The organism is Janthinobacterium sp. 1L-D-8-B-C4, assembly GCF_057291295.1.
On record NZ_JBXAVX010000023.1, the window covers coordinates 53893 to 79421 of the forward strand.

24 protein-coding genes are annotated in these 25529 nt (G+C 61.1%); 5 read left to right on the forward strand and 19 right to left on the reverse strand.

What is annotated here, in order from left to right:
• Positions 1-24: 24 nt before the first annotated feature.
• From AC0Z42_RS28215 to AC0Z42_RS28275, 13 genes are all read right to left on the reverse strand, one after another.
• Positions 25-516: an REP-associated tyrosine transposase gene (locus AC0Z42_RS28215; RefSeq protein ID WP_485471382.1), complete on the reverse strand. Its 492-nt coding sequence runs from the start codon at positions 514-516 to the stop codon at positions 25-27.
• A 163-nt stretch (positions 517-679) separates the two neighbouring features.
• A complete protein-coding gene (locus AC0Z42_RS28220) occupies positions 680-805 on the reverse strand; it encodes a hypothetical protein (protein ID WP_485471383.1) in 126 nt (41 codons plus the stop codon).
• Complete coding sequence (locus tag AC0Z42_RS28225) at positions 805-2013, reverse strand: MFS transporter (protein WP_485471384.1); 1209 nt, start codon at positions 2011-2013, stop codon at positions 805-807. The genes AC0Z42_RS28220 and AC0Z42_RS28225 overlap by 1 nt, the downstream gene beginning before the upstream one ends.
• On the reverse strand, positions 2010-3008 hold the full coding sequence (locus AC0Z42_RS28230) for a Gfo/Idh/MocA family protein (protein ID WP_485471385.1): 999 nt from the start codon (positions 3006-3008) through the stop codon (positions 2010-2012). The genes AC0Z42_RS28225 and AC0Z42_RS28230 overlap by 4 nt, the downstream gene beginning before the upstream one ends.
• A gap of 34 nt (positions 3009-3042) precedes the next feature.
• Entirely contained in the window at positions 3043-3843 is an 801-nt protein-coding gene (locus AC0Z42_RS28235) for a DUF3025 domain-containing protein (protein WP_485471386.1), read from the reverse strand.
• Between the two features lie 6 nt (positions 3844-3849).
• Positions 3850-4914: a dihydroorotase gene (pyrC, locus tag AC0Z42_RS28240; protein ID WP_485471387.1), complete on the reverse strand. Its 1065-nt coding sequence runs from the start codon at positions 4912-4914 to the stop codon at positions 3850-3852.
• Positions 4915-4992: 78 nt separating this feature from the next.
• The gene (locus AC0Z42_RS28245) at positions 4993-5328 is read right to left on the reverse strand and encodes a helix-turn-helix domain-containing protein (protein WP_485471388.1); all 336 of its coding nucleotides are present in this window, start codon (positions 5326-5328) and stop codon (positions 4993-4995) included.
• Positions 5309-5686 (reverse strand): type II toxin-antitoxin system RelE/ParE family toxin, encoded by a 378-nt coding sequence (locus tag AC0Z42_RS28250; protein ID WP_485471389.1) that lies wholly within the window; start codon positions 5684-5686, stop codon positions 5309-5311. The genes AC0Z42_RS28245 and AC0Z42_RS28250 overlap by 20 nt, the downstream gene beginning before the upstream one ends.
• A gap of 162 nt (positions 5687-5848) precedes the next feature.
• Complete coding sequence (locus tag AC0Z42_RS28255; protein WP_485471404.1) at positions 5849-6574, reverse strand: amino acid ABC transporter ATP-binding protein; 726 nt, start codon at positions 6572-6574, stop codon at positions 5849-5851.
• A gap of 39 nt (positions 6575-6613) precedes the next feature.
• The gene (locus tag AC0Z42_RS28260) at positions 6614-7306 is read right to left on the reverse strand and encodes an amino acid ABC transporter permease (RefSeq protein WP_485471390.1); all 693 of its coding nucleotides are present in this window, start codon (positions 7304-7306) and stop codon (positions 6614-6616) included.
• A gap of 1 nt (position 7307) precedes the next feature.
• Entirely contained in the window at positions 7308-8057 is a 750-nt protein-coding gene (locus AC0Z42_RS28265) for an amino acid ABC transporter permease (RefSeq protein ID WP_485471391.1), read from the reverse strand.
• 103 nt (positions 8058-8160) lie between these two features.
• Positions 8161-9117: an amino acid ABC transporter substrate-binding protein gene (locus AC0Z42_RS28270; RefSeq protein ID WP_485471392.1), complete on the reverse strand. Its 957-nt coding sequence runs from the start codon at positions 9115-9117 to the stop codon at positions 8161-8163.
• Between the two features lie 205 nt (positions 9118-9322).
• Positions 9323-11170 (reverse strand): ABCB family ABC transporter ATP-binding protein/permease, encoded by a 1848-nt coding sequence (locus AC0Z42_RS28275; RefSeq protein WP_485471393.1) that lies wholly within the window; start codon positions 11168-11170, stop codon positions 9323-9325.
• 61 nt (positions 11171-11231) lie between these two features.
• Between AC0Z42_RS28275 and AC0Z42_RS28280 the strand changes: the two genes are divergently transcribed.
• Entirely contained in the window at positions 11232-11672 is a 441-nt protein-coding gene (locus AC0Z42_RS28280; protein ID WP_485471394.1) for an acyl-CoA thioesterase, read from the forward strand.
• 20 nt (positions 11673-11692) lie between these two features.
• Positions 11693-13285 (forward strand): alkaline phosphatase D family protein, encoded by a 1593-nt coding sequence (locus AC0Z42_RS28285; RefSeq protein WP_485471395.1) that lies wholly within the window; start codon positions 11693-11695, stop codon positions 13283-13285.
• Here AC0Z42_RS28285 and AC0Z42_RS28290 read toward each other — a convergent pair whose 3' ends face one another.
• Positions 13286-14170 carry a LytTR family DNA-binding domain-containing protein gene (locus tag AC0Z42_RS28290; RefSeq protein WP_485471396.1) on the reverse strand — a complete coding sequence of 295 codons (885 nt, stop codon included), beginning with the start codon at positions 14168-14170 and terminating at the stop codon, positions 13286-13288.
• Between the two features lie 143 nt (positions 14171-14313).
• On the opposite strand from AC0Z42_RS28290, the gene AC0Z42_RS28295 reads away from it, so the two are divergent.
• Positions 14314-15513: an acyltransferase family protein gene (locus AC0Z42_RS28295; RefSeq protein WP_485471397.1), complete on the forward strand. Its 1200-nt coding sequence runs from the start codon at positions 14314-14316 to the stop codon at positions 15511-15513.
• Here AC0Z42_RS28295 and AC0Z42_RS28300 read toward each other — a convergent pair.
• The 4 genes from AC0Z42_RS28300 to AC0Z42_RS28315 all read right to left on the reverse strand — a co-directional run bounded on the left by AC0Z42_RS28300 (position 15483) and on the right by AC0Z42_RS28315 (position 22301).
• Entirely contained in the window at positions 15483-17165 is a 1683-nt protein-coding gene (locus AC0Z42_RS28300) for a long-chain-fatty-acid--CoA ligase (RefSeq protein ID WP_485471398.1), read from the reverse strand. The two genes, AC0Z42_RS28295 and AC0Z42_RS28300, sit on opposite strands and share 31 nt — an antisense overlap.
• Before the next feature lie 54 nt (positions 17166-17219).
• Positions 17220-18902: a long-chain-fatty-acid--CoA ligase gene (locus tag AC0Z42_RS28305; RefSeq protein WP_485471399.1), complete on the reverse strand. Its 1683-nt coding sequence runs from the start codon at positions 18900-18902 to the stop codon at positions 17220-17222.
• Positions 18903-19171: 269 nt separating this feature from the next.
• Positions 19172-20215, reverse strand: coding sequence for an aminopeptidase (locus AC0Z42_RS28310; protein WP_485471400.1), 1044 nt, complete (start codon positions 20213-20215; stop codon positions 19172-19174).
• Positions 20216-20225: 10 nt separating this feature from the next.
• Positions 20226-22301 carry a molybdopterin-containing oxidoreductase family protein gene (locus AC0Z42_RS28315; RefSeq protein ID WP_485471401.1) on the reverse strand — a complete coding sequence of 692 codons (2076 nt, stop codon included), beginning with the start codon at positions 22299-22301 and terminating at the stop codon, positions 20226-20228.
• A gap of 190 nt (positions 22302-22491) precedes the next feature.
• Here AC0Z42_RS28315 and AC0Z42_RS28320 point away from each other — a divergent pair, with 190 nt between their 5' ends.
• A complete protein-coding gene (locus AC0Z42_RS28320; protein ID WP_485471402.1) occupies positions 22492-23685 on the forward strand; it encodes a M20 aminoacylase family protein in 1194 nt (397 codons plus the stop codon).
• On the opposite strand, the gene AC0Z42_RS28325 is transcribed toward AC0Z42_RS28320, so the two are convergent.
• On the reverse strand, positions 23682-24629 hold the full coding sequence (locus AC0Z42_RS28325) for an NAD(P)-dependent oxidoreductase (protein WP_485471403.1): 948 nt from the start codon (positions 24627-24629) through the stop codon (positions 23682-23684). The two genes, AC0Z42_RS28320 and AC0Z42_RS28325, sit on opposite strands and share 4 nt — an antisense overlap.
• A 53-nt stretch (positions 24630-24682) precedes the next feature.
• On the opposite strand from AC0Z42_RS28325, the gene AC0Z42_RS28330 reads away from it, so the two are divergent.
• Positions 24683-25243, forward strand: coding sequence for an acyloxyacyl hydrolase (locus AC0Z42_RS28330; protein WP_485471405.1), 561 nt, complete (start codon positions 24683-24685; stop codon positions 25241-25243).
• Positions 25244-25529: the final 286 nt, after the last annotated feature.

Here is a 25529-nt window from a genome sequence, read left to right on the forward strand (position 1 = left end):
CGTAATCCGACAACTGTGTTGGCCTCACTCCCTGCCTACTCCCACCCTCTCCAAAAACGCCCCACCCCAATCCGCCGCATAAATCCCTCGCGCCACATACCGGTGAAAACTCGAATACGGCCACTCGACGACGCTGTCGACCAGCCCGTGTTTGACCGGATTGAAATGGATGTAGTCGACGTGATGAGCAAAGTCCCGTTCATCGCGCAACACATGCTCCCAGTAGCGCTGCTGCCATATATTCTTGAATGCCGAGTGTTTGCTGAACCACGTCTTGATCAAGCGCCAGCGCGTCATGAAATCGGCATCGCCATCAGGCAGGGTCCAGATGCAGTGCAGATGGTCGGGCAGGATGACGATGGCGTCGATATCGAAGGGGCGGGCTTTGCGGACCACCCTGAAAGCCTCGCGCAGCAGAGCAATCGCAACTGCAGAAGCAAAAATCGGCCGGCGATGGGCCGTCACCACCGTAAAGAAAAAGCTGCCGCCTGGCTGGAATGAGCGTCGGTATCGCATGGGTTCGGGTGTTGTCGGATTACGGCCTTTGGCCTAATCCGACCTACGCGAAAATTACGGGTAGGTCGGGTAGGTCGGATTAGCGTAGCGTAATCCGACGTTCAGCGCAATCCGACGTTCAGCATAATCCGACAAACCACCAGCAGACTTGCTCCCGCACAGCCTACAAACACATCCAGAAACGGTTCGCCAGGTCCAGCATGAAATCGGGCCGCAGATACGCCATGAATACCAAGGCCAGCACCACCGCGCCAGCCAGGCGCCATAGCCAGATGCGCCGCGTGCTCATTACGCCACCACCGTGCGCGGAGCGGCGCGTTCATCGATCGGCAGGTTGATCAGCGCAGCCAGCAGTCCCAGGCCGATGGTGATGATCCACACCGCGCTGTAATTGCCCATGCGTTCGTACAGGAAGCCGCCGAGCCAGGCACCGAGGAAGCTGCCGACCTGGTGCGAGAAGAAAACCATGCCGGCCAGCATCGACAAATGCTTGACGCCGAAGATGCCGGCGATAATGCCGTTCGTCAGCGGCACGGTCGACAGCCACAGCACGCCCATGCCGGCAGCGAACAGGTACACCGTCCATGCCGACAAGGGCGCGGCCAGGAACAGGCCGATGACGGCCGCGCGCGACAGGTAGATCGCCGACAGCAGATGGCGTTTGGCGAATTTTCCGCCCAGCTTGCCCGCGTAGTAGGAGCCGAAAATATTGAACAGGCCGATCAGCGCCAGCGCCGTCACCGCGATGTTCGGGTTCATCAGGCCCTGATCCTTCAGGTAGGCCGGCAGGTGCACGCCGATAAAGACCAGCTGGAAGCCGCACACGAAATAACCGGCCAGCAGCAGCCAGAACGAGCGGTTGCCGATCGCCTCGCCGAAGGCTTCGCCGACGCTCTGCTGCGCGGCGCCAGAGTGCGTGACGGGCGGCTCGCGCAGGTAGAAGGCCATCGGGATCATGGCCGCCACCACCAGTGCGGCCAGCACATAAAACGCGTTCTGCCAGCCGATGGCAGAGATGAGCTGCTGCTCGATCGGCATCATCAGGAACTGGCCGAACGAGCCGGCCGCCGACGAGATGCCGAAGGCCCACGAGCGCTGCTCGGGCGGCGCGCTGCGTCCGATAATGCCGCTGATGGCGCCAAAGGCGGTGCAGGCCAGCGCCAGGCCGATGAACACGCCCGAGCCGATAATGAACAGGGTCGGGTCGGTCACCAGCGCCATCCAGACCAGGCCGGCCATATAGCTGATGGCGCCGACGATCACCACGCGCATGGTGCCGAAACGGTCGGCCGCCATGCCGGCAAACGGCCCGAACACGCCCCACATCAAGTTCTGCATGGCCATGGCCAGCGAATAGGTTTCACGCGTCCAGCCATTCGCTTGCGAGATCGGCTGCATCCAGAAACCCAGGCCATGGCGCACGCCCATTGCCAGCGTCAGCACGACGCCGCTGGCGATCAGCACGGTTTTCAGGCTGGGGCGCGATGCCGTGTTCATACCGCCACGCTGCGGTCGGCGTCGTACACCAGGCCCACCTGCGCGCGCATGGTGTCGAGCACGGCCATCAGCGCCAGCGTTTCCGCGTGCGGCATCAACGGGCTTTCCAGCAGGCCGGCGCGGATGCAGCGCATCGCTTCGATCGCCTCGTGCGTATAGCCGTTGCCGATAAAAGGCGCAGCCACCACGCGGCGCTCGCCGTCCATCGGCTCGACGGTCAGGTGATCGGGTTTGTAGAAGCGCCCCGGCAGGCGGATGCGGCCCAGAGTGCCGGTAATCGTCAGCTCGGTCGGGCTCAAGGCGCGCATGGTGCAGGCGCAGGAAGAACTGCCGCCGCCTTCATGCAGCAGGCTGAACACGGCCTGCTCGTCGACGCCGGTCGGCCCCATTTCAGCCAGGGTTTGCACCTGCGTCACAGGGCCGAGAAAGAAGGCCGCCATCGACAGCGGGTAGATACCGATATCGAGCAGCGCGCCGCCGCCAAGCAGCGGGTTCAGCAAGCGGTGCTCGGGTGGAAAATTGGCGACAAAGCCGATATCGGCCTGCAGCTGCTGCACGGTGCCGATTTCGCCACTGGCGATCAGGCGCCGTGCTTCCAGCACCGCCGGCAGGAAGCGGCTCCACATGGCTTCCATCAAAAACAGTTTTTTATCGCGCGCCAGCGTGATCACGCCTTGCGCTTCGCGCGCATTCATGGTGAACGGCTTTTCGCACACCACGTGCTTGCCGGCGGCCAGGCACATCAGCGCGTTTTCCGCATGCAGGGTGTGCGGCGTGGCGATATAAATCACGTCGACGCCGGCGTCATCGGCCAGCGCCTGGTAGGAAGCATGGCGGCGCGGCGCCTCGCATTGCGCGCCGAAACGCTCGGCACTCTCGGCACTGCGCGACGCCACCGCCACCAGTTGCGCACCGGGCACGTCGCGCAAGGCCGCCGCCATCGCCTCGGCGATCTTGCCGGTACCGAGTATGCCCCACCGTATTACCTGCTCCATGTCTGTCCTTTCGCGCTGCTGCGCGTTTGTGTTGTCATGCGGTTTTGCGTTTCGGGCGAAAAACCGTCGTGTCTCCATAAAACTGCGTGTCCTGTTCCGCCCACCAGCCGGGAATGCCGAGCACCGGCAAGGGCGTGAAATCGGCCGTGCTCAGGCCCTGCTGTGCCAGGTCCTGTGCCACGCGCTGGTCGAGCCAGGCGCGCCGCGCCATATCGTTCAGCGCGAAGTAGTCTTCGCCGGCAAACACCACGCGGGTATGGGCCGTGATGGCCTTGTAGGGCGCTACCAGTTTTTCCATCAACGCATGGCCGAACAGCCATACGTCGGCGTTGCCGCCCGGTGCAAACTGCGCGCGCCGTTCGACAAACACGCCCTGCCAGTCATGCGCGCGCAGGGCCGCGTCCAGCGCGTGGCCGGCCTGGCTGTCGCGCAGCACCAGCAGCGCCGAATTTTCATCGAAAATCGTTGCGCCATCGCGCGCCGGCCCGCGCGACTTTCCCACGCCCGACAGTGCGATCTGCGCCGCCTGCAAGGCGTTCAATTGCCGCTTGATCAGCGGAAAAGTCAGCCAGACCAGCGCATTGAAAAAGTCGTGCAGATTGTCGCGCGTGGGCACGCCACCGGTGGCGCCGATGAATTCCTCGTACGCCACGCCATCGGGCAGGTCGGCCTGCGGCACAAAGCCCAGCGGCAAGCCCGCTGGATTGCGCAAGTCCAGTGCACGCGCCTGCAGATTCAACGCTTCGATCACCGTATGGCGCTGCAAGTCCAGCCGCCGCCGCGCCGGCAGCACCGTGGCGTACCACGGGCGGGTCCAGTCTATCGATGGCAGCATCGGCGCTTACACCATCTTCCAGTTGATCTGTTCGCCGGCGTTAAGCGGAATCACGTGGCTGTCGCCCAGCGGCAGCGAAGCCGGCAGGGTCCAGCTTTCGCGTTTCAGGGTGATGGTGTCGGTATTGCGCGGCACGCCGTAGAAGGCCGGGCCGTGGAAGCTGGCGAACGCTTCGAGTTTGTCGAGCGCGCCGGCGCGTTCGAACGCTTCGGCATACAGTTCCATCGCGTGCAGGGCCGTGTAGCAGCCGGCGCAGCCGCAGGCCATTTCCTTGGCGCCCTGCGCATGTGGCGCCGAGTCGGTGCCGAGGAAAAAGCGCTCGTCGCCGCTGGCGGCCGCCGTCATCAATGCCAGGCGATGCTCTTCGCGTTTCAGAATCGGCAGGCAGTAGTAATGCGGACGGATGCCGCCCTTGAAGATCTCGTTGCGGTTGTACAGCAAATGGTGGGCGGTGATGGTGGCGGCGATCGGGCCTTCGGCCTCGGCCACGTACTGCGCCGCATCCTTGGTGGTGATGTGTTCGAACACCACCGACAGGGCCGGAAAGCTGCTGCGCAGCGGGCGCATCACGCGTTCGATGAAGACGGCTTCGCGGTCAAAGATATCGATCTCGGGATCGGTCACTTCGCCGTGCACGAGGAAGGGCATGCCCACTTCCTGCATCACTTCAAGCACCTTGTAGCAGTTTTTCAGGTCCGTCACGCCGAGGTCGGAATTGGTGGTGGCGCCGGCCGGATACAGTTTCACCGCCTGCACGATGCCGCTGTCCTGCGCGCGGCGGATTTCGTCGGGCGAGGTGTTGTTCGTCAGGTACAGCACCATCAAAGGATCAAAGTTCACCCCTTCCGGCACGGCGGCCAGGATGCGCTCGCGGTAGGCGGCAGCGTCGGCAGTGGTAGTGACCGGCGGTTTCAGGTTCGGCATGACGATGGCGCGGCCGAACTGGCGTGCGCTGTGCGGCAGCACGCTGGCCATCACGGCGCCATCGCGCAGGTGCAAGTGCCAGTCGTCGGGACGCGTGATGGTGATCGAGGACGGAACGGTGGTCGGGGTGTGATCGGGTGTGGACATGGCGGCAGCTCTCGGGCGGTGATTGCGGATGGCGCCATTTTACCAGCCGCAGGGCTGCCCTAGCTCCCAGGCTATCGGCTAGGCGATCGCCAGTTTCAGGTGTCCGACGGGATGGTCGGTCGGCTTGACATGAATCTCGATGTCGTAGCCAAGGCGGTTCAGGCAATCCATCAGCTTGCGCTCGGACAGGCCGGAAAAGTCGCCGCGCAGCATGCCAGACACTTTCGGTTGCACGATGCCCATGCGGCGCGCGGCTTGCTCCTGGGTCAGTTCGAGCTTGCGCATGGCATTGCTGATTTCACCCACCAGGCCGGACTTGATTTGCAGCCGGTCGGCGTCAGGCAGGCCCAGGTCGGCAAATACGTTGCCGCTCGATTGTTCGAATTCGATGCCATCAACGATGTGGTTTTTCACGGCGCAGCTCCTCGATCAGTTGTTGCGTGGCGCGCAAGCGGGCGCGCACGATGTCGATATCCTGTTTCGGCGTCGCGATGCCGCTCTTGCTCTTTTTTTGAAAGCAATGCAGCACGAACACCGCCTCTTCAAACTTCACCGTATATACGGCGCGGTAAGTGCCGCCGGCGTCATCCTCGACGATCTCGAGCACGCCGGCGCAGCCAAAGCCGTGCAGCACCTTGGCGCTGTCGTGCCTGTCACCGCGCTGGGCCAGATCGAGCGCATGGCCGAACAGGGCGATGATCTCGACCGGCAAGGCCATCAATTCCTTTTTGGTGGCGCCGACCCAGTACAAGGGTTTATGGGTGATCTTCATGAATTATACCTTTATAAGTATAAAAGGGAAGAAAAAGATGAGGGACTGATCGAGCGTAGGCTGAATATCGAGCCGCATCTTGCGGCAAACCAGGCGCAGGCGTGCCGTTAACGCAAAAACGGCCGGTGGATGCCGGCCGTGTCGAATGAAAAAAGCAAAAACTTAGTGAATGATTTTCGCCAGGAAATCGCGCGCCCGGTCCGAGCGCGTGGTGGTGAAGAACTCATCCTTGCTGCAGTCTTCGATGATCTTGCCCTGGTCCATAAAGACGATGCGGTTGGCCACGCGCTTGGCAAAACCCATCTCGTGCGTGACAACCATCATCGTCATGCCCTCTTGCGCCAGGCCGACCATCACATCCAGCACCTCGTTGATCATTTCCGGATCGAGCGCCGACGTCGGCTCGTCGAACAGCATGGCGATCGGGTCCATCGACAGCGCGCGGGCGATCGCCACGCGCTGCTGCTGGCCGCCCGACAGCTGGCCGGGGAACTTGTCCTGCTGCGACAAGAGGCCCACGCGGTCCAGGTATTTCAGGCCCTTGGCGTTGGCTTCGTCGGCGCTGCGGCCCAGCACCTTGATCTGGCCGATGGTCAGGTTTTCGCGGATGCTCAGGTGCGGAAACAGCTCGAAGTTCTGGAACACCATGCCGATACGCGCGCGCAGTTTCGACAGATTGGTTTTCGGATCGTTGACGGCGATATTGTCGACCATGATCTGTCCCTGCTGGATCGGCTCCAGGCCATTGACGGTCTTGATCAGGGTCGACTTGCCCGAGCCCGACGGGCCGCAGATGACCATCACGTCGCCTTTCGACACTTCGGTACTGCAGTCGGTCAGTACCTGGAACTGGCCATACCATTTGCTTACATTTTTCAGTTCTATCATCATTTTCTTTCTGTAGACGTCAGCGCCGGGCTGCCAGGATTAACGAATGATGGCGACGCGCTTTTGCAGGCGCTTGACCAGGAATGACAGGGCATAGCACAGCACGAAATACACGACGGCCACGAACACATACATCTCCACCAGGCGGCCATCGCGCTGGGCGATCTTCGAGGCGGCGCCGACGAAATCGGGGATCGACAGCACGTACACCAGCGACACGTCCTGGAACAGCACGATGGTCTGCGTCAGCAGCACCGGGATCATGTTGCGGAACGCTTGCGGCAGCACGATTTGAGCCATGGTCTGGTAGTAGTTCATGCCCAGCGCCTGGCCGGCCCAGACCTGGCCGCGCGGTATCGACTGTATGCCGCTGCGCATGATTTCGCAGTAATAGGCCGCTTCGAACATGATGAAGGTGATCAGGGCGGACGAGAACGCGCCCACCTTGACCGGCTCGTCGGCGCCGATGATCCAGGCGGCGATATACGGCACCAGGAAATAGAACCAGAAGATCACCAGCACCAGCGGAATCGAGCGTATCAGGTTGACGTAGCTCGACGCGATGCCGGACAGCAGCCGGCTGCTCGACAATCGCATCAGCGCCAGCAAGGTGCCCAGCACGATGCCGCCGACCATCGCCAGCGCCGTCAGCTGGAGGGTAAACAGCATGCCGACCTGGAACAGGTAGACCCAGGAGCGCGAGATCACATCGAAATCGAAATTGCCGAACATATCAGTGTCCTCCCGATTTGCTGCCGGCGACGATAAAGCCGGGAATCGCGATCTTTTTCTCGATCAGCGCCATCAGGATCACCACCAGCAGGTTGACGGCGATATAGATGATGGTGGCGGCCGAAAACGCTTCGAACACCTGGAACGAGAACTCCTGAATGGCGCGCGCGCTGGCCGTCAGTTCGACCAGGCCGATGGTCAAGGCCACGGAACTGTTCTTGATGATGTTCAAAAATTCGCTGGTGAGTGGCGGCATGATCACGCGTGCGGCCATCGGCAGCAGGATGAAGCGGTAAGTCTGCGGCAGGGTCAGGCCCAGCGCCGTGCCGGCCAGTTTTTGCCCGCGCGGCAGCGCTTCGATACCGGTGGTGACTTGCACCGCCACCCGCGACGATGTGAAAAAACCCAGGCACAGCACGGCCGTGACGAACGGCGCGTTCGGCAGCGACTTGACCCAGTTGCCGAGGTCCGCCGGCAGCAATTCCGGCATCACGAAATACCACAGGAACATCTGCACCAGCAGCGGCACGTTGCGAAACAGTTCGACATAGGCGTTGGCGATACCGACCACCCATTTGTTGGGCAGGGTGCGCAAGGTGCCGATTACCAGGCCCAGTATCAGGGCCATGACCCAGGCCACGCCGGCGGTGGCCAGGGTCCAGGCCAGGCCCGACCACAGGGTGTCCATATAGGTGCCGACACCATCGGGAGAGGTCTCCCAGAAGATGCGCCAATTCCAGTTGTAATTCATGTTGATCCTTCCCATGCAGCCATCGACCGGCGGCCGGCACGCCGGCCGCCGCACGCAAAATGAAACGGGAGGCTTGCGCCTCCCGGTTTTTCACGCAGTCCTGTTATTTTTTCTTTTTGTCCGAGGCTTTTTGCGCTTCCGGCACGGCCGCGTAGGCCGCCGGATCACCCGAGTCGGTTGGTTTCGCGAAGACCGCTTTCAGTTGCGGCGGCATCGGAAAATTCAGGTTGATGTTTTTAGGCGGAATATTCGAGGTAAACCATTTCGCATAAATACGGTTGATGTCGTCGCTCTTGTACAGGCGCGTGAGGGCATCGTCGACCACTTTCTTGAAGGCCGGGTCGCCCTTGCGCATCATGATGCCGTACGGCTCGACCGACAGCGCTTCCTTGGTGATTTCGTAGTCGTTCGGATTTTTCGAATTGGCCACTTGCGAGGCGAGCAGGATGTCGTCGTTGGCTTCGGCCACGGCGCGACCGGTTTCAAGCATCAGGAACGATTCAGGATGGTCCTTGGCAATCGCGATATTCATGCCGAGGTTTTTTTCCTTGTTCAGAATCGTCATCTGCTTGACGGTCGAGGTGCCGGCGGTGGCGACCAGGGTCTTGCCGCGCAGGTCTTCCAGCGTCTTGATGTTCGACGATTTCTTGGCCAGCACGCGGTTGGCGATCACGAACATGGTCGGCGCGAAGGCGACCTGCTGCTGGCGTTCCAGGTTGTTGGTGGTCGAGCCGCATTCGAGGTCGATGGTGCCGTTGGCCATCAGCGGGATGCGGTTGGCCGAAGTGACAGGGCTCATCACCACTTTCAGTTCGCTCAGGCCCAGGTGTTTTTGCAGGGCGGTGACGACCTTCATGCACAGGTCGATCGAATAACCCTGGTACTGCTGCTTGTCATCGAGGTAGGAAAACGGCACCGAGCCGTCGCGCACGCCGAGCGTCACGGAACCGGCTTTTTTGATCTTGGCCAGGGTGCCCGTCAATTCCTGGGCCTGGGCTGGCGACATGCTGCCGATGACGCCAACACTGAGCAGCGTGGCGATAATTTTGGTCAATTTCATGGATTCTCCTGAGCGGACAAACCAGGCCAGGCCTGGACGAAACAACTGAGGTGCAGACGCCACCAATGGATTAATTTTATTTCATTTTCAGTGTCGTACCGGTCATTTTCTTCGATTGCTTCTCAGTTTCACCGGAATAGGGATGCCGCGCACCAGCGAAGTGCCATCGCTGTAGCATTTATCCTACTGTTTTCCGGCGACGCACTTATTTGGCCAGGCTCAATTCGTCCATGTCGCTGTCCTCTTCATCGATCTGGCCAGCCTGCTGGCGTTGCCACATCTGCGCATACAGGCCAGATGCGGCCAGCAACTGCAGGTGGGTGCCGCGTTCGACGATGCGGCCATGGTCCAGCACCAGGATCTGCTGCGCATCGGCCACGGTCGACAAGCGATGCGCAATCACCAGCGTCGTGCGATTTTTCGCGATCTCTTTCAACTGCGACTGGATCGCCTGCTCCGCTTTCGAGTCGAGCGCCGAAGTGGCCTCGTCGAAGATCAATACCGCCGGGTCTTTCAGCAAGGTGCGGGCAATCGCCACGCGCTGCTTTTCGCCGCCTGACAGTTTCAGCCCGCGCTCGCCCACCATCGATGCATAGCCGTCCGGCAGGCTTTCGATGAAGTCGTGGATCGATGCCGCCTTGGCCGCCGCCACGATGGCCTCCTTGCTGGCGCCCGGCTTGCCATAGGCGATGTTGTATTCGATGGTGTCGTTGAACAGCACCGTATCTTGCGGCACGATGCCGATCGCCGCGCGCAGGCTGTCCTGGGTGATGGCGCGCAAGTCCTGGCCGTCGATGGTGATGGCGCCGCCGTTGACTTCATAGAAGCGGAACAGCAGGCGCGACAAAGTTGACTTGCCCGAACCGCTATGGCCGACCACCGCCGTGGTGGTGCCGGCGGCAATCTCGAAATCGACGTCGAACAGGATCTGGCGCTTGGCTTCATAACTGAAATCGACATGCGCAAAACGCACGGACGCACCCTGCGTCACCAGCGGCCTGGCTTCCGGCTTGTCGGCGATTTCGCGGTTCTCGTCGAGCAGCGAAAACAAACGCTCCATGTCAGCCAGGCTTTGCTTGATTTCGCGGTAGATCACGCCCAGGAAATTGAGCGGAATATATAGCTGGATCATGAAGGCGTTCACCAGCACCAGGTCGCCCAGGGTCATGCTGCCGGCAATCACGCCCACTGTCGCGCGCCAGAGTATCAACGTGACGGCGGTGGCAATGATCAGCGACTGGCCCGTGTTCAGCAAGGACAGCGAGGTTTGCGACTTGACGGCCGCCGATTCATAGCGCTGCAAGCCCTCGTCGTAGCGGCGCGCCTCGTAGTCTTCATTGCCGAAGTATTTCACGGTCTCGTAGTTGATCAGCGAGTCGATGGCTTTCGTGTTCGCCTTGGAATCGAGATCGTTCATGGTGCGCCGGAAGTGCGTGCGCCAGTTCGTCACCAGCACCGTGAAGGCGATATACGACACCAGCGCCACCGCCGTGATGATGGTAAACCAGATGTCGTAATGCAGTACCAGGTAGCCCAGCACCAGGGTGATTTCCACCAGGGTCGGCAGGATATTGAACAGGGTGTAGGAAATCAAGGAACCGACGCTGCGCGTGCCGCGTTCGATATCGCGCGTCATGCCGCCCGTCTGGCGGTTCAAATGAAAGCGCAAGGAGAGCGCATGCAGGTGGCGGAACACCTGCAGCGCAATGGTGCGCACGGCGCGCTGGGTGACGCGGGCAAACAGGAATTCGCGCAATTCGGTAAACAGGGTGGTCGACACGCGCAGCAGGCCATACGCCACCAGCAGCGCCACCGGCAGCACCAGCAGCGCCTGCGGATGGGCAACCGTGATGGTCATGGCGTCGACCAGTTTTTTCAGGATCAAGGGCACGCCGACGTTGGCCAGCTTGGCGCCGACCAGGCACAGCAGCGCCAGCAGGACGCGCCATTTGTAGACCCATAAATACGGCAGCAAGGTCTTCAGGGTGGCAAAATCGCTGCGGCTGGCGGCGGCTGGCGGGCGAGGTGGGGCGGATGTCTGGGAACGGCGCATGGCGAAGGTCGGCTTTTTATGGTTCAATCGGGGCAATTGTAGCCTTTCATGAGAATTAGCGATGAGCACCTCCCCTACCCGCCCTGACAACTGCCTTGCCTCCGGCCTTCCTGCCGGCAAAATGCCCGAGCTGCGCATGATGCCTGCCCCTTCGGACGCCAATGTGTATGGCGACGTATTCGGCGGCTGGATCATGGCGCAAGTCGATATCGCCGGTTCGCTGCCGGCCACGCGGCGCGCCAACGGCAGGGTGGCAACGATCGCCGTCAACTCCTTTGTCTTTAAAAACCCCGTGTTCGTCGGCGATCTGCTGTCTTTTTATGCCGAGATCGTCAAGGTCGGCAATACCTCGATTACCGTCAACGTCGAAGTGTATGCCGAACGCAACCGCCTGCAGGCCTGCATCGTGAAGGTCACCGAAGCCACGCTGATCTATGTCGCCACCGACTCGGACCGCAAGCCGCGCCAGGTGCCGCCGATTGAAACGCTGCTGTCTCAATAATCACCGGCCATAGTTCTCGCATGGATAGCCAGCGCCGCATCTTTCTCGCCAGCGCTGCACGCATTGCCGCGCTGACGGCGGCCGGCAGCGCGCTGTCCGGCTCCGGCGCCAGCGCGGCTGTCCGCATGAATGGCGCCGGCTATCCGTTTTCGCTCGGCGTCGCTTCCGGTTCGCCCCTGCCCGATGCGGTGGTGATCTGGACGCGCATCAACTATGACCCCTTGCAGGCATCCGCCACGCCGGCGATCGCTTTGACGGTACGCTGGGAAGTGGCCGATGACGAAGCTTTTCGCCGCATCATTGCCAAGGGGCAGGCCGTGGCCACGCCGGAACTGGCGCACAGCGTGCACGTCGATATCTCGGGCCTCGAACCCGGGCGCTGGTACTGGTACCGTTTTATCTTTGGCGACGCCGTCAGCCCGGTCGGACGCACGCGCACTGCCCCGCCGGCATCGACCATGCCGGCCTCACTGAAGCTGGCGGTGGCGTCGTGCCAGCACTGGGAGTTCGGCAGCTATGCGGCGCACCGCCATATCGCTGCGGCCGCGCCCGACCTGATCGCCTTTCTCGGCGACTATATCTATGAGTGGGGCGCGTACCAGCTGCAGCATCCGCAGCGGGCCGTGCGGCGCGATGAAAGTTTCAACCTGGAGCAGTACCGCGCCCGCTATGCGCAATACAAGAGCGATGCGGACCTGCAAGGCGCACACCTGGTGGCGCCATGGATCGTCACCTGGGACGACCATGAAGTGGCCAACGATTATGGCAACGAGCGCGACGAACTGCTGACCCCTACCTTTTTGCAACGACGCGCGGCCGCCTACCAGGCCTTTTATGAACATATGCCGCTGCGCCTGTTGCCGCTGGGCCGGCGCGGCTTTGTTGACATGCGCATCTACCAGCGCTACGACTGGGGCCGCCTGGCGCGCTTCCACGTGCTCGACGACCGCCAGTACCGTGCCCACCACGCTTGCCCGAAGCCGAACCGGGGCGGCTCGAATTCCGTCACCACCCGTGCCTGCCCGGACTTGAGCAAGCCCGATCGCACCATGCTGGGCGCGGCGCAAGAACAATGGCTGCAGGAAGGACTGAAAAAGTCGCCCGCGCGCTGGAATATCCTGGCCCAGCAAACCCTGATGGCGCAATCGAGCCAGGTGCCGGTCAGCCGCCCCGGCGACGAACGGATCTGGACCGATGGCTGGGATGGCTATCCGGTGGCGCGCCAGCAGCTGCTGGGCACCCTGCAGGCCAGCGGCGCGCGCAATCCGCTGGTGTTGTCGGGTGACGTGCACACGTTTTATGCGACCGAGTTGAGCCGCGACGCCATGCGCCCCGCCTCGCGCAGCAATCCGCTGCTGGCCACCGAGTTTTGCGGTACCTCGGTCACATCAAGCTCGCGCCCACAGTCGCGTACCGACGAATACGTGGCGATGAACCCGCATATCCGTTATGGCCGCAGCGACAAGCGCGGCTATATGCTGATGGAAATTACACCAAGCAAAACCACCACCTGGTTCCAGGGCCTCGACAATGTGCGCGACAGCGCCTCGAACATCGCCACCTTGGCCAGTTTTACCGTGAAGGATGGCAAGGCCGGCCTGCAGCAAAGCTGATCAGGCCACCGAGACTTTTTTCAGGGCGTCGCGGTAGCGCCGGCTGACCGGCACTTCGCCGCCGGTCGTCAATATCGCGCGCGCGTCGCCCGAGTCCAGCGGCGCGATGCTGTTAACGAAAGCCAGGTTGACGATATAACTGCGGTGCACGCGCACAAAGCGCTTGCCATCGAGGCGGCGTTCGATGGCCGCCATGGTCGAGCGCAAGGGATAGTCGTGGCCGCGCACATGCAGGTTCACATAATTGCCCCAGGCCTGTATCCATTCGATCTCCGCCGCCGGCAACAAAAAATCCTTGCCCAGCTTGCGCACCAGGAAGCGTTCCGGCTGGGCCACCGGTTCCACCGCCGGCCCCTGATCCGGTTCCCCCAGCAAGGTGGCTTCGCCCTGCCAGCGCCGTAGCAGCAACTGGTAAAAACCGACAAGTAACAAAATCGAGAAGTAAGCGCGCACATCCTTGATATATTCATACGGGAATTCCTGCCACCAATTGCCGAAATCGTAGTCGCCGCCCTGGCTCCAGTACACCAGCTTGCGCAAGGCCACCATCGCCAGCACATGCACCAGGCTGTAGACAATCGACGCGGCCAGGTGCCAGCGCAGGTTCTGCCGCTGGAACACCAGCTGCAGCGGGCGCAGCTGATTGGCAAAAATTACCACCGGGACCAGCGCCAGCAACACCAGGTTGCTGCTCCATTCCCACACGGCCACTTCCCAGAACGCCGTATCGACATGGGTACGGACGCGGTCCAGCCAGCTGATCCAGCAGTTGAGCGAGGTTTGCAGCAGATACAGAACGATCCAGAAACCTGGCTCGGCGAGCCGGCGCCAGCGTTGATAACGTTGCAACAGATCGGTGGAAGACACGCTCATGGTGGCAGACATAAAATTAGTTGCCTGATTGTACGATCCGCCGGTCGTCCCGGGACCGCCACTGGTCACAAACAGCCTTCGATTGGTCACTTTTCGCTGGTTCGCCCGGGCCGGCCTGCCTATGCTGGGTCATCCCCATCACCAAGCCAACCACCATGACCCATGAACACCGCCGCCACGATATCGACGCCCTGCGTTTTCTTGTCTTCAGCCTGCTGATCGTCTACCACACGGCGATGCTGTACCTGGCCGGCGCCGACTTCCATATGAAGAGCACTTACCTGACCGACAGCCTGAACTTTCCGATGGTATTCATCAACCGCTGGCGCATGGAAATCGTGTTTATCATTTCCGGCGTGTCGTGCGCCATGATGACGCAAACCTCACGCGGCGCTTTCCTGTGGCGCCGGGTGCAGCGATTGTTGCTGCCGCTGGTGTTCGGCCTGCTGGTCATCATTCCCGTGCAGCCCTACTGCGAAGGCGTGAGCAATGGCCTGGTGGCGCCCGGTTACGGACAATTCCTGCTCGATTACTTTGGCCACCGTACCTGGCCGGCCGGCGCCTTCACGGGCTGGAAAACCAGTTTTACCTGGAACCATCTGTGGTATCTGGTGTATCTGCTGTTGTACACCATCGTGCTGGCGGCGCTGCAGCCGCTGCTGAACAAGATGAGGCCGCTGCTCACCGGCCTGCGCGGCTGGCGCCTGCTGGTACTGCCCACGCTGCTGCCGCTGGCGGCCACCGTGTTCCTGAAGCTGCGCTATCCGGAAACCCATGCATTGGTAAAGGACTGGTTCGCGCACGCCATCTATTTCACCATGTACCTGTACGGCTGGTGGCTGGGCAATGACAAGGGTGTATGGCAGGAACTGGCGCGGCTGCGCTGGCACGCGCTGCTGCTGGCGCCGTGCGCGTTTGCCGTGTATATCGGCTTTGATCTGATCCATTCGGAAAACCTGCTGACCTGGGCCTCTGCCGGCTCCTGGCCGATGCGCAACCTGTACATGTGGCTGGCCATCTGCGCGATACTCGGCTGGTCGCATACCTTGCTGAACCGTCCGTTTTCCTGGCTGCCGTGGGCGCGCCAGGCGGTCTACCCGTGGTATATCCTGCACCAGAGCGCGATCGTGCTGCTGGCCTACTGGCTGGTGCCGCTGCAGCTGGGTCCGGTGATCGAACCCGTCCTGATACTGGCCGGCACCGTGCTAACCTGCTGGCTCGCCACCTCACTGCTGATCAGCAAGGTGAACTGGCTGCGCCCCTGTTTCGGTTTGCCCGCCAGGCCAGCACGCAAGCTGGTGGCGGGCACGGCCTTGCCAACGACTCAAGCGACCTTTTTCTCGTCGCGCAATTGACGGCGCAGGATCTTGCCGACATTGGTCTTCGGCAATTCATCGCGGAACTCGATGTATTTCGGTTTCTTGTAGGCCGTCAGTTCATGCTTGCAGTGCTCGCGGATCTGTTCCACCGTCAGGTTAGGGTCCTTGCGCACCACAAACACTTTCACGGCCTCGCCCGAGTTACCGTCCGGCACGCCGATGCAGGCGCATTCAAGCACGCCCGGGCAGGAGGAAACCACTTCTTCCACCTCGTTCGGATACACATTGAAGCCCGAAACGATGATCATGTCTTTCTTGCGGTCGACGATGCGCACATAGCCGCGCTCGTCCATGATGCCGACGTCGCCGGTCTTGAAGTAGCCGTCGGCCGTCATCGATTTCGCCGTTTCATCGGGACGCTGCCAGTAGCCGGCCATCACTTGCGGGCCTTTGACGGCGATTTCGCCAGGCTGGCCCAGCGGCACTTCCACGCCGTCGTCGTCGATGATGCTCACTTCGGTCGACGGAATCGGCATGCCGATGGTGCCGGTAAATTCGGTGATATCAACCCTGTTGCCGGTCACCACGGGCGAGGTTTCCGACATGCCATAGCCTTCGATCAGCGGGCAACCGGTGACCTTCAACCAGCGTTCGGCCACATTGCGCTGCAGCGCCATGCCGCCGCCGTTGCACACCTTGTAGCTGGAGAAATCGAGCTTGGCGAATTCTTCGTTATTCAGCAAGGCGTTGTACAGCGTATTGACGGCAGGGAAGACGACGATCTTGTACTTGGCCAGTTCCTTGACGAAACCAGGGATGTCGCGCGGATTGGGCACCAGCACGTTCAGGCCACCGAGGCGCATGCCCATCAGCGCGCTGACCGTCAGCGAATAGATATGGTACAGCGGCAAGGCGCACACGAAGCCCATCGAGGTGGCGCGCATCTCTTTCGTCATCACCGGCGCCAACCATGCTTCGTTTTGCAGCACGTTGGCGATCACGTTACGGTGCAGCAGCATGGCGCCCTTCGACACGCCCGTGGTGCCGCCCGTGTATTGCAGGAAGACAATATCGTCATGGCCCTGCTGCACCGGCGTAAGCGTCAAGCGCGCGCCTTCGGCCAGCATCTTGTTGAAACCGATGGCGCCCGGCAGCGAAAACGCCGGCACCATTTTCTTGATTTTACGCACGACGAAATTGACGATGGTGCCTTTCAGGCCACCGAGCAAGTCGCCCATGGTGGCAACGATCACGTGTTTTACCTTGGTACGCGGCAATACCTGTTCGACCGTGGTGGCAAAGTTTTCCAGCACGATGATCGCCTCGCTGCCCGAGTCCGTCAGCTGGTGTTCCAGTTCGCGCGGCGTGTACAGCGGATTGACGTTGACCACCGTATAGCCGGCGCGCAAGATCGCCGCCATTGCCACCGGATACTGCAGCACGTTCGGCAGCATGATGGCCACGCGCGCGCCGCGCGCCAGCCCCTTGCTTTGCAGCCAGGCGCCCATGTACATCGACAATTTGTCGAGCTCGCGATAGGTCAGGAATTTATCCATGCACACGAAAGCATTGCGCTCCGCATACTTCTGGAACGACTCTTCCAGCAAATGCGTCACTGAGCGGTATTGCGTGCAGTCAATCTCTGCCGGCACGCTGTCCGGGTATGACTTCAACCAAATCTTGTCCATCTTGCCTCATCTTTATCTGTGAAGGGAGGCGCCGCCCTGGCGCATCCCGATGTTTTAAGCTGCTATTTTCGGTTCGTCGCGCAGTGCGCGGCGCAAAATCTTGCCGACATTGGTCTTCGGCAGTTCATCCCTGAATTCAATGAACTTCGGCCGTTTGTAGCCCGTAAATTGTTCCTTGCAATACGCCATCAGCGTCTCTACCGTCAGGTTCGGGTCCTTGCGCACCACAAACACTTTCACGGCCTCGCCCGAGTGTTCGTCCGGCACGCCCACGCACGCACATTCGAGCACGCCCGGGTGGGCCGCGATCACGCCTTCGAGTTCGTTCGGATACACATTGAAGCCGGACACCAGGATCATGTCCTTCTTGCGGTCGACGATTTTCACATAGCCGCGCTCGTCCATGATGCCCACATCGCCCGACTTGAAGTAGCCATCAAGCGTCATCACCTTGGCCGTTTCATCGGGGCGGTTCCAGTAGCCGCTCATCACCTGCGGGCCGCGGATGGCGATCTCGCCAGTCTGGCCCAGCGCCACTTCCTGGCCATCGTCGTCGAGAATGGCGATCTCGGTCGATGGAATCGGCAGGCCGATGGTGCCGGAAAACGCGGTGCTGTCGGCGCGGTTGCAAGTGGCCACCGGTGACGTTTCCGACAAGCCATAGCCTTCGATAATCGACACACCGGTCGCTTGCTGCCACTTGTCGTTGACCGACTTTTGCACCGCCATGCCGCCGCCATTGGCAATTTTCAAACCGGAAAAATCGAGGCGCGCAAAGTCCGGATGATTCACCAGCGCATTGTATAAAGTATTGACCGCCGGCAGCAGGTTGAATTTGTACTTGCCCAGTTCCTTGATCAGGCCCGGAATATCACGCGGGTTCGGCACCAGGATATTGAGGCCACCGATGCGCGTGCCCCACAGGGCGCAGGCCGTCAGCGCAAAGATATGGTACAGCGGCAAGGCGCACACAATGGTCAGCTGTTCCTTGTTGTCCGGGTCCAGCGCGGCCGATGACCACGCTTCGGTCTGCAGCACATTGGCGATCACGTTGCGGTGGCTCAAGGTGGCGCCTTTCGACACGCCGGTAGTGCCGCCCGTGTATTGCAGGAAGGCCGGTTCATTGATATGCAGTTCGACCGGCGTCAGCTTCATTCGGCTGCCGAGCGACAGCGCGCTCTTGAAGCGCATGGCGTTCGGCAGCGAATAGGCGGGCACCATTTTCTTGACATTGCGCACCACGAAATTGACCAGCATGCCTTTCACGCCACCGAGCATCTCGCCCATGCTGGCAACGATGATATGTTTCACGGCTGTCTTGGCGAGCACCTGCTCCAGCGTATGGGCAAAGTTCTCCAGCACGATGATCGCTTCGCTGCCTGAGTCGTTGAGCTGGTGTTCCAGCTCGCGCGGCGTGTACAGCGGATTGACATTGACCACCGTGTAGCCGGCGCGCAGCACGGCCGCGATCGCCACCGGATACTGCAGCACATTGGGCATCATCAGCGCGACGCGCGCGCCCTTTTTCAGGCCACGGCTTTGCAAAAAGGCGCCCAGTTGGCGCGAATAGGTGTCGAGTTCGGCATAGGTCAGGAATTTGTCCATGCAGACATAGGCATTGCGGTCTGCATATTTTGTAAACGCTTCTTCGAGCAGATGCACCAGCGAACGGTATTGATCGGGATCAATGTCGGCAGGTACGCCGGGCGGATACGACTTCAGCCAAATTTTTTCCATGCTGTGCCTCTTGTCTCGAATAATCACGGGGGAGCCGGCCTGCACTGGACGGCGCTGATTACTGCTGCGGATACATTGTCCGGCAGTCATGATGAGCATTCTGACGAGCAATTGCTCTATGCTGCTAACGCGATGCTATCGGGCGCGCGCCTTCCATGCAAGCGCTTTCAGCAGGATTAGAACAGGAACTCCAGGGGTATTTTGTGCTGCAATGCAGCATACAAAATACAGCGTTACGGAAAGTTCAGGCTTGGCAAACCTGACAATCTTTAAGGGTCACGGGGCAGGATGTGCTGTAGGCGGCGGTGGCGCTCGGGCTGGTCCAGCAGAGACAATGTGTGCACTGCAGCATAAAAAGCACGAAAGTTCTTTTTTTCTTCCAGCAATTTTTTAAAGGCTGGCAAAAATTGATCGTAGGTCGTGACCGAAGCGAGGTGGGCATTGCTCAAAGGCTGCTCGAACCAGCGGTCATAACCGGCATAACCACCCCAGTGCTGCTTCAATATCTGGTACTCCTCTTGCAGGGCGGCAAACACCAGCGCCTTGCGCACGCGCTTGTCCGCGTCCGGCGCATCACCGGCATACACGACCGCCAGTTGCGCCCGGTATTTGCGCAGCAGGGTCAAAAAATCCTGGCGCCGGCTCGTATATTGCAGATATGCGCCCTGCATGGCCGCATTGCCATCCTGCGCCAGCCAGCGCTGCACGCCAGCCTCTTCCACGGCAACGGCGAACGATTCATTGAAGGCCGAGTCGCCGGGCACATACACGACCTGGTGCGCCAGCTCATGAAAAATCATGCGCGCCAGTTCGGCGTCGTTGTAGTTGATAAAGGTCGACAGCAACGGATCGTCGAACCAGCCCAGGGTGGAGTACGCCGGCACGCCGCCCACCTGCACATCGTAATGCTCGGCGCGCAACTGGTCGGCATAGGCTTGCGCTGCGTCCTTGTCGTAATAGCCGCGATAGGTGACGCAGCCGGCGATCGGAAAACACCATTGCAGCGGCTGCAGGGAGAGCTCCGGCGTAGCCACCACGTTCCACAGCACGAACGGCCGTTGCAGGGCGGCGTAGGTCTTGTAGCTGCCGTTGTCGGGCAGGCCCAGCTCGCTGACGGCAAAGCGGCGGATCTGCTGTGCCCGGCTCAAGCGCGCTTTCAGGCGCGGCGTGGTTGCCGGGTCGTCCAGCCAGGCATCGATCGGGCGCGCGGACGACCACAGCGAATACTGGCCCTGCGCTGCCTGCGTGTAATAGCGCAGCTGCGTGCAGCCGCCCAGCAGCAAGCACATGCCCAGCACTGCGGTGGCGGGCATGCGCATCATGTCAGGCGGCCTTTTCCACTTCGACCAGCGTATCGTAGAAGGTCGGCGCGCGGCCCATGTCGGTCAGGCGCTGGCTGGTTACTTCATTGGCGTTCTTGCCATCGCTGGCCAGCTTTTTCCACCAGACCGACAGCCCCACCACCAGGCCGCGCCGCGCCTTGTCCGTCACGCGCACTTTTGCCACGAAACTGCCGCGGTCATTGAAGATGCGCACCATCTCGCCGGCCACGATACCGCGCGCGCTGCAGTCATCGGGATGCATGTCCAGGTGCGGCTCGCCTTCGGCCGCGCGCAGGCTTTTCACGTTCACAAAGGTGGAATTGAGGAAATTGCGCGCCGGCGGCGAGATCATGGCCAGCGGAAAGCGCGCCGCCAGTGCCGGGTTGCTGGCCGGCGACTCATACGGCGCGATATACGCGGGCAGCGGGTCGAGCCCGGCGTCCAGCATGGCCTGCGAGTAAAACTCGCACTTGCCTGAAGGCGTGGGGAAACCGCCCTGGGCAAACGGCGCGTCGGGCATGGCCAGCTTTTGCCAGCCCGTGCGCTTCAACGATTCCCAGTCGAAATGCACGGCGCGCGCGTCCCGTGCGTCAAACGCCTGCGCCGCCAGCGCATCGTCACTGTCCCGGAAGCAAGGGTCGTCAAAACCCATGCGCTGCGCCAGCAGGCGGAAAATTTCCGTATTCGGCTTTGCTTCGCCCAGCGGCGCCACGGCGGCATTATTGGCCATCATGTACAGATGGCCATAGGTCGAATGCGCATCGACATGTTCGAGCTGGGTGGTGGCCGGCAGCACGATATCGGCGTAGTCGACCGTATCGGTCTGAAAGTGTTCCAGTACAACGGTGAACAAATCCTCGCGCGCAAAGCCCTGCGCCACTTTCGATGAATCGGGCGCCACCGCCAGCGGATTCGAGTTGTAGACGATCACGGCCTCGACTTGCGGGCCGAATTCGGTGGAAGTTTCCTTCAGCAAATCGTCGCCGATGGTGCTCATGTTGATGGTGCGCGGCGTGTCCTTCAGCAAATCGGGCCGCTGCAGCGCCTTGCGGTTGACCGGGAAGGAACCCGAACTCGACAGCTGAATGCCGCCGGCCGCATGGCGCCAGGCGCCCGTCAGGGCCGGCAGACAGGCGATATTGCGCACCGCCATGCCACCGCCGCGCACCCTCTGCACGCCGTAATTGGCGCGGATTGCCGCACCTTCACCGTTGCGGCTGGTCGTTCCGTACAGCCGCGCCAGTTCGATCACTTCCGTGACGCTTATACCGCAGACCTCGGCCGTGCGCTCGGGCGTCCATTCCAGTGCGCGCTGTTTCAGCTGATCGTAGCCCAGGGTATGCTCGGCGATATAAGCATGGTCGACAAGATCTTCGGCAATCAGCACATGCATCAGCCCAAGCGCCAGCGCCGCATCGGTACCGGGCAGCAAGGCGATATGCTGGTGGCATTTCTCGGCCGTCAGCGAGCGGTAGGGGTCGATCGCGATCAGGGTGGCGCCGTTGCGCTTGGCTTCTTGGGCGCGCATCCAGAAATGCAGGTTGGAGGCGATTGGATTGCCGCCCCAGATAATGATCAGCTTGGCGTTTTGAAACTGTTCCATGTCCGTGCCGATGGTCGCGCCCACCGTATAGCGGTAGCCGGTGGCGCCGGCCGAAGCGCAGATGGTGCGATCAAGCAAGGAAGCGCCGAGCTGGTTGAAAAAGCGCGACGACATCGATTCGCCCTGCACCAGGCCCATGGTGCCGCAATAGCTGTATGGCAAAATGGCCTGCGGGTTGCGCGCCGCAATCGGCTGCAGGCGCGCGGCGATGATGTCCAGCGCCTGGTCCCAGCTGATACGCTCAAACTTGCCTTCCCCCTTCTTGCCCACGCGGCGCAGCGGATGCAGCAAACGGTCCGCATGATAGGTGCGCTCCGTGAAGCGCGACACCTTGGTGCACAGCACGCCGGCCGTGGTCGGATGGTCGGGATCACCCTTGACAGCCGTGGCTACCCCGTCGGTCACCGTCACCAGCAGGGCGCAGGTATCGGGGCAATCGAGCGGGCAGGTCGCGCGCACTTGTGTGGTGGTCATGGTGCAATCCAAAAAAGCGTCAGGGAAAGCCGATACTGTAAGCCAGCTGGCGCTCCAGTAGCAAGCTGTGCGCTGGATTTACAAGCTGCACACGGGCTACAATGGCCCAACCGCGCGCATGTTTTCGATCAAACGTGCCCGTCCCGGCGTGCCGTACACTGATGCGCGCCTGCATCTACAGGAGAATACGATGAAACTAGTTGAACCCATCCTGGCGTTTCAATCCGAGCTGCGACGTATCCGCCGCGATCTGCACGCCCATCCGGAATTATGCTACGAAGAACAGCGCACCTCCGACGTGGTTGCCGCCAAGTTGGCCGAATGGGGCATACCCGTGGTACGCGGCCTGGGCCGCACCGGCGTGGTCGGCATTATCCAGAACGGCAGCTCGAAACGCGCCATCGGCATCCGCGCCGACATGGACGCCTTGCCGATGCAGGAAATGAATACCTTCGAGCATGCCTCGCGCCACCAAGGCAAGATGCACGCCTGTGGCCACGATGGCCATACCGCCATGTTGCTGGGCGCCGCCCATCACCTGGCGCACAACCGCAATTTCGACGGCACCGTGTATGTGATCTTCCAGCCGGCCGAAGAAGGCGGCGCCGGCGCGCGCGAAATGATCGCCGATGGCCTGTTTACGCAGTTCCCGATGGAGGCCATCTACGGCATGCACAACTGGCCAGGCGCCGCCGCCGGCACCCTGAGCGTGGTGGCCGGGCCGATGATGGCGTCGAGCAATGAATTTCACGTCACCGTCAAAGGCAAGGGTGCCCATGCGGCCCAGCCCCACAAGGGCATCGATCCGGTGATGGTGGCGGTGCAGATCGCACAAAGCTGGCAGACTGTCATTACCCGCAACAAGAGCCCGCTCGACACGGCCGTGCTGTCGATTACGCAAATCCACGCCGGCAGCGCCACCAATGTCATCCCCGACGACGCCAGTCTGGTCGGTACCGTACGCACCTTTACCACGCCGGTGCTGGACCTGATCGAAGAGCGCATGCGCGACATCGCCGTGCATACGGCCGCCGCCTTTGGCGCAGAGGTCGAATTCAACTTCAAGCGCAACTATCCGCCGCTGGTCAACCACGCCAAGGAAACCGCGTTTGCCGTGGAAGTGATGAAACAGGTGGTCGGCGCCGACAAGGTCAACGACAATGTAGAACCGACCATGGGCGCGGAAGATTTTGCGTTCTTCCTGCAGGAAAAAGCCGGCTGCTACATCTTTATCGGCAATGGCGATGGCGACCACCGCGACGGCGGCCATGGCCTGGGCCCGTGCGTGCTGCACAATGGCAGCTACGATTTCAACGACAACCTGCTGCCGATCGGCGCCAGCTTCTGGGTCAAGCTGGCCGAAACCAGCTTGCCGCTGGCTTAACTTAATTTGTCAGGATCACTACCGAGACGCTGGCCAGGATTGATACCCTCCAGGGCCAGCAGGGCGGCGGCGTGGTCGGCCGTCGCAAAGATGTCCGCGATAGCTTCATAGCGCTGCGTCACCAGCTGCGTCACCGGCAGCACGAGATTGGCCGCCTCGGCCGCCGCAAGGATATTGTGCATGTCCTTGACCTGGCTTTTCACTTGCCCACCAGCGACGAAATTGCGCTCCAGCATGCGTTGTCCATGCACCTCCAGGATGCGGCTCTCGGCAAAGCCGCCACGTATCGCCGTGCGCACGGCCGCCGCATCGGCGCCCGCCGCCTGCGCCAGCAGCAGCGCTTCCGCCACGATATTCAGGGTGGCGCCGACGATCAGCTGATTGCACAGCTTGGCCACCTGGCCGCTGCCGGCAGGCCCCACCAGGGTCGGCCGGCCCATGGCCGTTAATATCTCTTCTACCCTGGCGTAATCGCCGGCGCTGCCGCCGGCCATGATGGCCAGGCTGCCTGCCTGCGCGCCGCCCACGCCGCCCGAGACGGGCGCATCGATGAACGCATGGCCGGCCGCCTGCAGCGTCGTGTGGAATTGTTGTGCTTCAGCCTGTTTGGTGGAACTCATGTCGACCCACAGCGTCTCCGGTGTCAGGGCCGGCAAGGCGTCCTGCAACACTTTCGCGACGATAGGACCCGCCTCCAGCATCGAGATCACGACTTGCGCGCCAGCGACGGCATCCAACAGCGATTCAGGCGCATCGGCCCCTGCCGCGCGCAATACCTGGGCCTTGCTGTGCGTGCGATTCCAAACTGTGACAGAATAACCAGCCTGCAGCAGGCGCCGGGCCATTGGATCCCCCATCAGGCCAGTACCGAGAAATGCGATTTTTGTAGAGAATGTCAATTGAACCCCTGAGTATCGAGTGGCGAAAACGGCAGCAAGACGCATGCCTGTGCAAACAAGACAACAGCCTAACGGCCAATTTTACGATGAAAGCCTCTATGTTCTTCAAGAAGAATCTCCTCACCTTCGCTGCGGCCGTGACCGCGCTGATGGCCGCCAGCTCCAGCTTTGCCGCTGATGACAAGCTGATCGACTCCGTCTATGGCGAATACGCCAAGGGCGTGAAAATCCAGATGGTGCGCGCCGGCGTTACCTCGAACTGGGACAAAGCCTGGTTTGTATCGAATGGTACCCAGCTGAGCGGTTACTGGGATGCCAGCATCGGCGGCTGGGATGGCAAAAGCTACCGCAATGTCCCTGGCCAGCATCAAAAGCTGTGGGACCTGGGCTTTACACCAGTGTTCCGCTTTGAAAACACCAGCAAGCGCGGCTTCTACGCGGAAGCCGGCATCGGCGTACACATGCTCTCGAAGCTGTACAACAATGATGACGACCGCCTGTCGACCCACTTCCAGTTCGGCGACCATGCCGGCATCGGCTATGTGTTCGACAACAACTGGGAAGTCAGCGCGAAGATCCAGCACTTCTCGAACGGCGGCTACAAGAAACCAAACAGCGGCGTGAACTACGGCGTGGTCAAAGTGGCTTACCACTTCTGATTGATAGCTGAAAACGACAAAGCCCTGCGCGCAGCGCAGGGCTTTTTTTTGGGGTCAGACCCCACACAGCTAAGTCCACACCCAGCGTTGGCCTCAAGGGGGTCTGACCCCAGCCTTTCCGAAGTTGGGGTAAAAGCACGCATCAAACCACCAGACGAAAAAAAACCCCGACCATTGCTGATCGGGGTTTCTCTCTACTACGAATAACAAGCCTGACGATAACCTACTTTCACACTGGTTGCAGCACTATCATCGGCGCAAAGTTGTTTCACGGTCCTGTTCGGGA

Excerpts from the sequence above, each read along its gene's own strand:
- AC0Z42_RS28330 (WP_485471405.1), top strand. The coding sequence starts at position 24,683 with ATGTTCTTCAAGAAGAATCTCCTCACCTTCGCTGCGGCCGTGACCGCG.
- AC0Z42_RS28280 (WP_485471394.1), top strand. The coding sequence starts at position 11,232 with ATGAGCACCTCCCCTACCCGCCCTGACAACTGCCTTGCCTCCGGCCTT.
- AC0Z42_RS28225 (WP_485471384.1), bottom strand. The coding sequence starts at position 2,013 with ATGAACACGGCATCGCGCCCCAGCCTGAAAACCGTGCTGATCGCCAGC.
- AC0Z42_RS28215 (WP_485471382.1), bottom strand. The coding sequence starts at position 516 with ATGCGATACCGACGCTCATTCCAGCCAGGCGGCAGCTTTTTCTTTACG.
- AC0Z42_RS28235 (WP_485471386.1), bottom strand. The coding sequence starts at position 3,843 with ATGCTGCCATCGATAGACTGGACCCGCCCGTGGTACGCCACGGTGCTG.
- AC0Z42_RS28260 (WP_485471390.1), bottom strand. The coding sequence starts at position 7,306 with ATGTTCGGCAATTTCGATTTCGATGTGATCTCGCGCTCCTGGGTCTAC.
- AC0Z42_RS28270 (WP_485471392.1), bottom strand. The coding sequence starts at position 9,117 with ATGAAATTGACCAAAATTATCGCCACGCTGCTCAGTGTTGGCGTCATC.
- AC0Z42_RS28230 (WP_485471385.1), bottom strand. The coding sequence starts at position 3,008 with ATGGAGCAGGTAATACGGTGGGGCATACTCGGTACCGGCAAGATCGCC.
- AC0Z42_RS28275 (WP_485471393.1), bottom strand. The coding sequence starts at position 11,170 with ATGCGCCGTTCCCAGACATCCGCCCCACCTCGCCCGCCAGCCGCCGCC.
- AC0Z42_RS28295 (WP_485471397.1), top strand. The coding sequence starts at position 14,314 with ATGACCCATGAACACCGCCGCCACGATATCGACGCCCTGCGTTTTCTT.
- AC0Z42_RS28220 (WP_485471383.1), bottom strand. The coding sequence starts at position 805 with ATGAGCACGCGGCGCATCTGGCTATGGCGCCTGGCTGGCGCGGTGGTG.
- AC0Z42_RS28290 (WP_485471396.1), bottom strand. The coding sequence starts at position 14,170 with ATGTCTGCCACCATGAGCGTGTCTTCCACCGATCTGTTGCAACGTTAT.
- AC0Z42_RS28315 (WP_485471401.1), bottom strand. The coding sequence starts at position 22,301 with ATGACCACCACACAAGTGCGCGCGACCTGCCCGCTCGATTGCCCCGAT.
- AC0Z42_RS28325 (WP_485471403.1), bottom strand. The coding sequence starts at position 24,629 with ATGCGTCTTGCTGCCGTTTTCGCCACTCGATACTCAGGGGTTCAATTG.
- AC0Z42_RS28250 (WP_485471389.1), bottom strand. The coding sequence starts at position 5,686 with ATGAAGATCACCCATAAACCCTTGTACTGGGTCGGCGCCACCAAAAAG.
- pyrC (WP_485471387.1), bottom strand. The coding sequence starts at position 4,914 with ATGTCCACACCCGATCACACCCCGACCACCGTTCCGTCCTCGATCACC.
- AC0Z42_RS28305 (WP_485471399.1), bottom strand. The coding sequence starts at position 18,902 with ATGGAAAAAATTTGGCTGAAGTCGTATCCGCCCGGCGTACCTGCCGAC.
- AC0Z42_RS28300 (WP_485471398.1), bottom strand. The coding sequence starts at position 17,165 with ATGGACAAGATTTGGTTGAAGTCATACCCGGACAGCGTGCCGGCAGAG.
- AC0Z42_RS28265 (WP_485471391.1), bottom strand. The coding sequence starts at position 8,057 with ATGAATTACAACTGGAATTGGCGCATCTTCTGGGAGACCTCTCCCGAT.
- AC0Z42_RS28285 (WP_485471395.1), top strand. The coding sequence starts at position 11,693 with ATGGATAGCCAGCGCCGCATCTTTCTCGCCAGCGCTGCACGCATTGCC.
- AC0Z42_RS28320 (WP_485471402.1), top strand. The coding sequence starts at position 22,492 with ATGAAACTAGTTGAACCCATCCTGGCGTTTCAATCCGAGCTGCGACGT.
- AC0Z42_RS28310 (WP_485471400.1), bottom strand. The coding sequence starts at position 20,215 with ATGCCCGCCACCGCAGTGCTGGGCATGTGCTTGCTGCTGGGCGGCTGC.
- AC0Z42_RS28255 (WP_485471404.1), bottom strand. The coding sequence starts at position 6,574 with ATGATAGAACTGAAAAATGTAAGCAAATGGTATGGCCAGTTCCAGGTA.